This is a genomic window from Parabacteroides sp. CT06 (assembly GCF_002257605.1).
Classification (GTDB): Bacteria; Bacteroidota; Bacteroidia; order Bacteroidales; family Tannerellaceae; genus Parabacteroides; species Parabacteroides distasonis.
The window spans coordinates 1210488-1217500 of the sequence record NZ_CP022754.1 but is presented as its reverse complement, the minus strand read 5'-3'; the positions used below and the strand labels follow the sequence as shown (position 1 = coordinate 1217500).

The following is a 7013-nucleotide window of genomic DNA, read 5'->3' as shown; positions in this document are numbered from 1 at the left end:
ACGGACCTTAGCACCCGCGCCCTCACTCCCTGTAAATATATATCGCGCATTCGGAGTTTATCTGGACTTGATAGGCGGTGAAGCCCTCGCATCCAATCAGTCGCTCTACCTCACGATATACTATAAAGAGGCTGCACCTAAATGCATTTCGGGGAGTACGAGCTATCTCCGAGTTTGATTAGCCTTTCACCCCTACCCTCAGCTCATTGGAAAGCTTTTCAACGCTTACCCATCCGGTCCTCCAGTTGGTGTTACCCAACCTTCAACCTGGCCAAGGGTAGATCACTCGGTTTCGCGTCTACCCCCCCCGACTTGGCGCCCTGTTCAGACTCGCTTTCGCTTCGGCTCCGTACCTTAGGTACTTAACCTTGCCGGGGAAGGTAACTCGTAGGTTCATTATGCAAAAGGCACGCCGTCACGTCATTACGACGCTCCGACCGCTTGTAGGCAGACGGGTTCAGGGTCTATTTCACTCCCCTGCTCGGGGTTCTTTTCACCTTTCCCTCACGGTACTGGTTCGCTATCGGTCTCTCGGGAGTATTTAGCCTTACGGGATGGGCCCCGCTGCTTCACGCAAGATTTCTCGTGCCCCGCGCTACTCAGGATACCACTAGGCTTCGTAAGGGAGTCATGTACCGGGCTTTCACCGTCTATGGCCGACTTTTCCAAGGCGTTCCATTTCCCTTCCTTCTTGCCACGTCGTGGTCCTACAACCCCCGTGTCGCCTAGACGACATGGGTTTGGGCTCTTCCGTGTTCGCTCGCCACTACTTACGGAATCATTGTTTATTTTCTCCTCCTATGGGTACTTAGATGTTTCAGTTCCCCACGTTCGCCTCCCTTTCGGGATGACAGGCCTTCAGCCTGCCGGGTTGCCCCATTCGGATATCCCGGGATCAACGGCTATTTGCGCCTCCCCCGGGCTTTTCGCAGCTTATCACGTCCTTCGTCGCCTCCGAGAGCCAAGGCATCCACCGTCTGCCCTTGCTTACTTTCTCTCACCTCGCACTTGACGCACGGGTTGATATATCTTAAGCTCGCTCTACTTGTTTCTTCTTTTTGATGTCCAACATGTCAAAGATCCTCTTTCCCTCGCGGGATGTGTGGAGAATAACGGATTCGAACCGTTGACCCTCTGCGTGCAAAGCAGATGCTCTAGCCAGCTGAGCTAATCCCCCTCATTCGGAGTAGTCCCAGGCAGAGTTGAACTGCCGACCTCTACATTATCAGTGTAGCGCTCTAACCAACTGAGCTATAGGACTGTCAACTTTGCCAAGACTTACGTCCCAGCGTCATCTTTTTCTCTCCGACCGGCCTTCCGGTCATTGATCTATATAATAAACATAATCTCAACAGCAGCACAAGGGGATCAATACCTCGTATGACCTCGGTACGGAATCCTGAAGCTCCAGAAAGGAGGTGTTCCAGCCGCACCTTCCGGTACGGCTACCTTGTTACGACTTAGCCCCAGTCACCAGTTTTACCCTAGGCCGATCCTCGCGGTTACGGACTTCAGGTACCCCCGGCTCCCATGGCTTGACGGGCGGTGTGTACAAGGCCCGGGAACGTATTCACCGCGCCATGGCTGATGCGCGATTACTAGCGAATCCAGCTTCACGGAGTCGGGTTGCAGACTCCGATCCGAACTGAGACGTGGTTTGGGGATTCGCTCCCTGTCGCCAGGTGGCTTCCCTTTGTCCACGCCATTGTAACACGTGTGTCGCCCCGGATGTAAGGGCCGTGCTGATTTGACGTCATCCCCGCCTTCCTCGCAGCTTACGCTGGCAGTCCCACCAGAGTCCTCAGCTTTACCTGTTAGTAACTAGTGGCAAGGGTTGCGCTCGTTATGGCACTTAAGCCGACACCTCACGGCACGAGCTGACGACAACCATGCAGCACCTCGCAAACGGCTATTGCTAGAAAAGGTGTTTCCACCTCGGTCCGAATGCGTTCAAACCCGGGTAAGGTTCCTCGCGTATCATCGAATTAAACCACATGTTCCTCCGCTTGTGCGGGCCCCCGTCAATTCCTTTGAGTTTCACCGTTGCCGGCGTACTCCCCAGGTGGATCACTTAACGCTTTCGCTGTGCCGCTTACAGTGTATCGCAAACAGCTAGTGATCATCGTTTACTGCGTGGACTACCAGGGTATCTAATCCTGTTTGATCCCCACGCTTTCGTGCATCAGCGTCAGTCATGGCTTGGCAGGCTGCCTTCGCAATCGGGGTTCTGCGTGATATCTATGCATTTCACCGCTACACCACGCATTCCGCCTGCCTCAAACATACTCAAGCCCCCCAGTTTCAACGGCAATTCTATGGTTGAGCCACAGACTTTCACCGCTGACTTAAAAGGCCGCCTACGCACCCTTTAAACCCAATAAATCCGGATAACGCTCGGATCCTCCGTATTACCGCGGCTGCTGGCACGGAGTTAGCCGATCCTTATTCATAAGGTACATACAAAACGGGACACGTCCCGCACTTTATTCCCTTATAAAAGAGGTTTACGATCCATAGAACCTTCATCCCTCACGCGACTTGGCTGGTTCAGCCTCTCGGCCATTGACCAATATTCCTCACTGCTGCCTCCCGTAGGAGTTTGGTCCGTGTCTCAGTACCAATGTGGGGGACCTTCCTCTCAGAACCCCTATCCATCGTCGGTTTGGTGGGCCGTTACCCCGCCAACTGCCTAATGGAACGCATGCCTATCTATCAGCGATGAATCTTTAGCAAATATTCCCATGCGGGATCCCTGCTTCATGCGGTATTAGTCCGACTTTCGCCGGGTTATCCCCCTCTGATAGGTAAGTTGCATACGCGTTACTCACCCGTGCGCCGGTCGCCGGCGGGTATTGCTACCCCCGCTGCCCCTCGACTTGCATGTGTTAAGCCTGTCGCTAGCGTTCATCCTGAGCCAGGATCAAACTCTTCGTTGTTTAAATTGTTTTATCATATCCTCGCTCCGGAATCCGTTTATCGTAGTCCAAAGTCATACTTCTTTTGACGGTATTAATCCGGAGAATCTCTTCTCCAATACTTGTACTACTTGTTGAATTATGTAAATCTATCAAAGAACTCTTCTGTCGCTTTCGTTTTGCGAACGTGGATGCAAAGATAAGTGTTTTTCTTTTAAACTTCCAAATTATTTCAGAACTTTTTTCAAGAAAAATTTGTTTCATTATTTCGGTATCGCCGTTCTCTCTCGAATGCGGGTGCAAAAGTAACGCTATAAAACATAACCTCCAAACATTTTCGGCATTATTTTTCAAGTTTTTTCTCATGGCTCAACAATCCTTACGTTTAATGTACGCACACGATAAAGGCACATATATTTATCTGTACTGATGTTGACAATATCTGGATGGGCATGGAAATAGGTTTCAAGTTTCAAGGTTTCACGAACCCCTTTTCCTCACACACGCACAAGTACATATAATACAGTTCCTCATGATCGCTCCGTCCGCCTCGGGTAAAAACATCATGTCGTGGCTACGCAAGTTCTTCGAGGCTATCCATCCCGCATAACAAACATAAAGGGATTTATTTGAAACCTATATAATGTACGTATCGTGTGTGTGAAGAAAAAGGTTTCATGAAACCTTGAAACTTGAAACCTGCCTATAGTCATTTTTTAATTCGATACACGCATAAGCAAAGAAGAGCCATACGATAGACTTAATTCCTTCAAGCCAATGACTTAAATCAAAGAACGCAAAGAGCTAAGTCATCAAGCGCAAAGACTCAACTTCTCATCCCCCAAGTTCCAAGTCCTTTATGCACCTTAATCCACAACTAATTAAAAAATCTGATAACAGAACACGAATGTCCGCTCTCATCAGTCCGACACATTGAAGCGTATTCCCACAGGATCATCATATTGTTTTTGCAGCTTATAAAGCTCGTCTCGCATGCGTTTCATCACTGCCTCGTAACTGGGCTTACCGTAAAGGTTATTCATCTCGTGGGGATCTTCTTGGAGGTCGTAAAGCTCCCATACGTCGATGTCGTTGTAGAAATGGATCAATTTATAACGATCGTCACGTACGCCGTAATGACGCTTCACGGAATGCTCGGCGGGATACTCGTAGTAATGATAGTAAAGGGAGTTACGCCAGTTCTCCGGCCGCTCGCCTTTCAGCAAGGGAAGCAAGGACTCGCCTTGGATGTCGGCTGGGATGGGGGCTCCGGCCAGTTCCAAAAAAGTGGGGGCGTAATCAATATTCTGCACGAGCTGCGGGATATCACCCTTCTTGCCACCCGGCAGACGCATCAGCAACGGGGTGCGGAAGGATTCCTCATACATGAAGCGCTTGTCGAACCAGCCATGCTCGCCCATGTAGAAGCCTTGGTCGGAGGTGTAGACGATCAACGTGTTATCCAGCAAATCGTTCTTCTCCAGATAATCGAGCACGATACCGATGTTCCGATCCACGGAATGGATCACCCGAAGGTAATCGTGCATATAACGCTGGTATTTCCACTCGGCCAGCTCCTTACCCGTGCGTTTCTTCGCCTTGAAGTCTTGGATGATCGGATCGTAATAGGCGTCCCAAGCGGCTTTCTGGTCCGGATTCATGCGGTTATAAAGCTCACGGCCGTACTTCTCCAGATCGGCGTTGGAGGAATGGATCTCGTTCTCCTTATCGGCCATTTTCAAGTCGTATACGATATCCATATCCTTGATGATGCTCATCTCCTGCTCCGAGGCGGCGATGCGGCCGGCGTAATCGTCGTAGAAGTTCTCGGGCAGCGGGAAGGTCACATCATCGTAAAGACGCAGGTCGCAGGTATCGGGCATCCAAGTACGGTGCGGGGCCTTATGGTGCAGCAGGAGGCAGAAAGGCTTGCTCTTGTCTCGTTTATTGTCCAGCCAATCAAGAGCCAGATCGGTCGTGATGTTCGTGGCGTACCCTTCGATCTGACGCTTCTCGCCGTTATCGATGAAGATGGGGTTATAGTAATCGCCTTGGCCTACGAGGATGTTCCAGTAATCGAAACCGGTGGGATCGGAGGTGAGGTGCCATTTACCGATCATGGCGGTTTGGTAGCCAGCTTTACGCAATAGCTTCGGGAAGGTCTGCTGCGAGCCGTCGAAGGTATGGGCGTTATCGATGAAGCCGTTCTTGTGGCTGTGCTTGCCGGTCAGCATGCAGGCACGGCTGGGGCCACTGATGGAGTTGGCTACGAAGCTATTGGTGAAACGTACGCCCTCGTTTGCGATGCGGTCGATGTTGGGGGTTTGGATGTATCGCTTGTCGTAGGCACTGATGGTTTGGAAGGAGTGATCGTCCGTCATGATATAAAGGATATTCATGGGCTTGGCGGGCTGCCCGGACGTATTCTCTTTTTGGCTACAGGAGGTGGAGGCTATCGCCGCCAGACCTGTCAGAATGAATAGTTTATTTGTTTTCATGTATTCCGCTTAGATTTATGTTGTTTTGATTGATTTTGCCTAAATACACTCAGCTACAGACTTGTAGAGACAGGGCATGTCCCGTCTCTACAATTGGTGATATTAACCTTGGTGGTATTAGCCGAGGAGGTCTTTCAGCTTGCCTTCGGATTGCAGCTTCACGATCAACTCGCCAAACAGAGTATTCGTCCAAGCGAACCACGAGCGGGTGTAATCGGAAGGATTGTCCTTATGGAAAGACTCGTGCATGAAGCCCGTGCCTCCGTCCGTATCACGAAGCGTCTCTATGCAATACCGGATCTCCTTCTCGTCGTTGGAAGTCGTAGCACGCATGATCAAGCTCATCGGCCAGATATAGTTGAAACCGATATGCGGACCGCCGATGCCCTCGCCGGCCTTTCCCTTGAAGAAGTAAGGATTGGAAGGACTCAGCACCAAGCGGCGGGTATTCTGGTAAACCGGGTCGTTCACGTCCACGCAACCCAAGAACGGCAAAGCCAGCAAACTCGGTACGTTAGCGTCGTCCATGAATACCTGTCCACCATAACCATCCACCTCGAAGGCGTATACCTTACCGAATTCCGGATGCTCCACGATAGCGTATTTCTTCACGGCCTCCTCTACCTCACCCGCCAACGCCTCGCAACGGCCGGCCAAGTCCGTGTTATTTCTTACGACACGAAGAATCTCAGCCACCTGACGAAGCGAGGTGATAGCGAACAAGTTCGATGGTACCAAGAAGCCGAACAGCGTAGCGTCGTCGGAAGGACGGAAAGAAGAGACGATTAGGCCCACCGGGTTCACTGGGCTACCCCAACCATCGTTCAAGAGGGTATCGCCTTGGCGGTCCGTCACACGGGAGAAACGGTACGGCCCGAGGCTATCCTTGCGCTGTTGCTCACGGAAGGTACGGTAAACGGCCTCCATTGCCTGCTCCCATTTGCTGTCGAATACGGAGGTATCGCCAATCTCTTTCCAATAATGATACGCCAAGCGGATCGGGTAGCAAAGCGAGTCGATCTCCCATTTACGCTCGTGAAGCTCTTTCTTCATCTCCGTGCGGTCGCTCTCCCACTCGCTCCCGGTAGGGCCTTCGTTGAAGCCGTTAGCGTAGGGATCGATCAGGATGCAGGCGGTCTGGCGATTGATAGCTCCGACCAGCATTTGCCGCAAGTCCTTATCCTTCTTCGCCAAGGTGACGAAGGGGTAAACCTGCGCCGAGGAGTCACGCAACCACATGGCGTGAATATCTCCGGTGATCACGAACGTATCCGGCTTGCCGTCTACCATCTTGAACTCACAGGTCGTGTCCAAGGTATTCGGGTAGCAGTTCTCGAACATCCAAGCCAGCTTCGGGTCCTTGATACGGGCCTTGGAAGCCTTCAGTTGCTCCTCTACCGCCTTGGAGGTAAACTTACGGGCCTCGGGAGCCGGGCGCTTGCTGGCGTAATCGCCGGTCACCTTAGAGGCGATCGTGCTAAAACTCTTTTTATTGTCGGGCGTACTCACGGCGGAGTATACCTTCTCGCCAACCAACAGGCCGGCCAAGGAAATAGATCCTGTTTTCAGGAAATTACGTCTTGTAGTCATTTATATAGTT

General features: G+C 51.4%; 2 protein-coding genes, 2 tRNA genes and 2 rRNA genes (1 of these 6 only partly in view). All 6 read right to left on the bottom strand.

Going from position 1 to position 7013, the window contains the following annotated elements:
* Positions 1-997, bottom strand: a 23S ribosomal RNA gene (locus CI960_RS05345); it reaches 1883 nt to the left of the window's first position.
* Between the two features lie 106 nt (positions 998-1103).
* Positions 1104-1177 (bottom strand) — tRNA-Ala (locus tag CI960_RS05340).
* 10 nt (positions 1178-1187) lie between these two features.
* Positions 1188-1261 (bottom strand) — tRNA-Ile (locus CI960_RS05335).
* A 150-nt stretch (positions 1262-1411) separates the two neighbouring features.
* Positions 1412-2936, bottom strand: a 16S ribosomal RNA gene (locus CI960_RS05330).
* Together the 16S and 23S rRNA genes with 2 tRNA genes alongside form the textbook arrangement of a ribosomal RNA operon.
* A gap of 899 nt (positions 2937-3835) precedes the next feature.
* Positions 3836-5413 (bottom strand): sulfatase, encoded by a 1578-nt coding sequence (locus CI960_RS05320; RefSeq protein ID WP_005862019.1) that lies wholly within the window; start codon positions 5411-5413, stop codon positions 3836-3838.
* 117 nt (positions 5414-5530) lie between these two features.
* Positions 5531-7003, bottom strand: a complete 1473-nt coding sequence (locus CI960_RS05315; protein WP_005862017.1) for a glycoside hydrolase family 125 protein — start codon at positions 7001-7003, stop codon at positions 5531-5533.
* Positions 7004-7013: the final 10 nt, after the last annotated feature.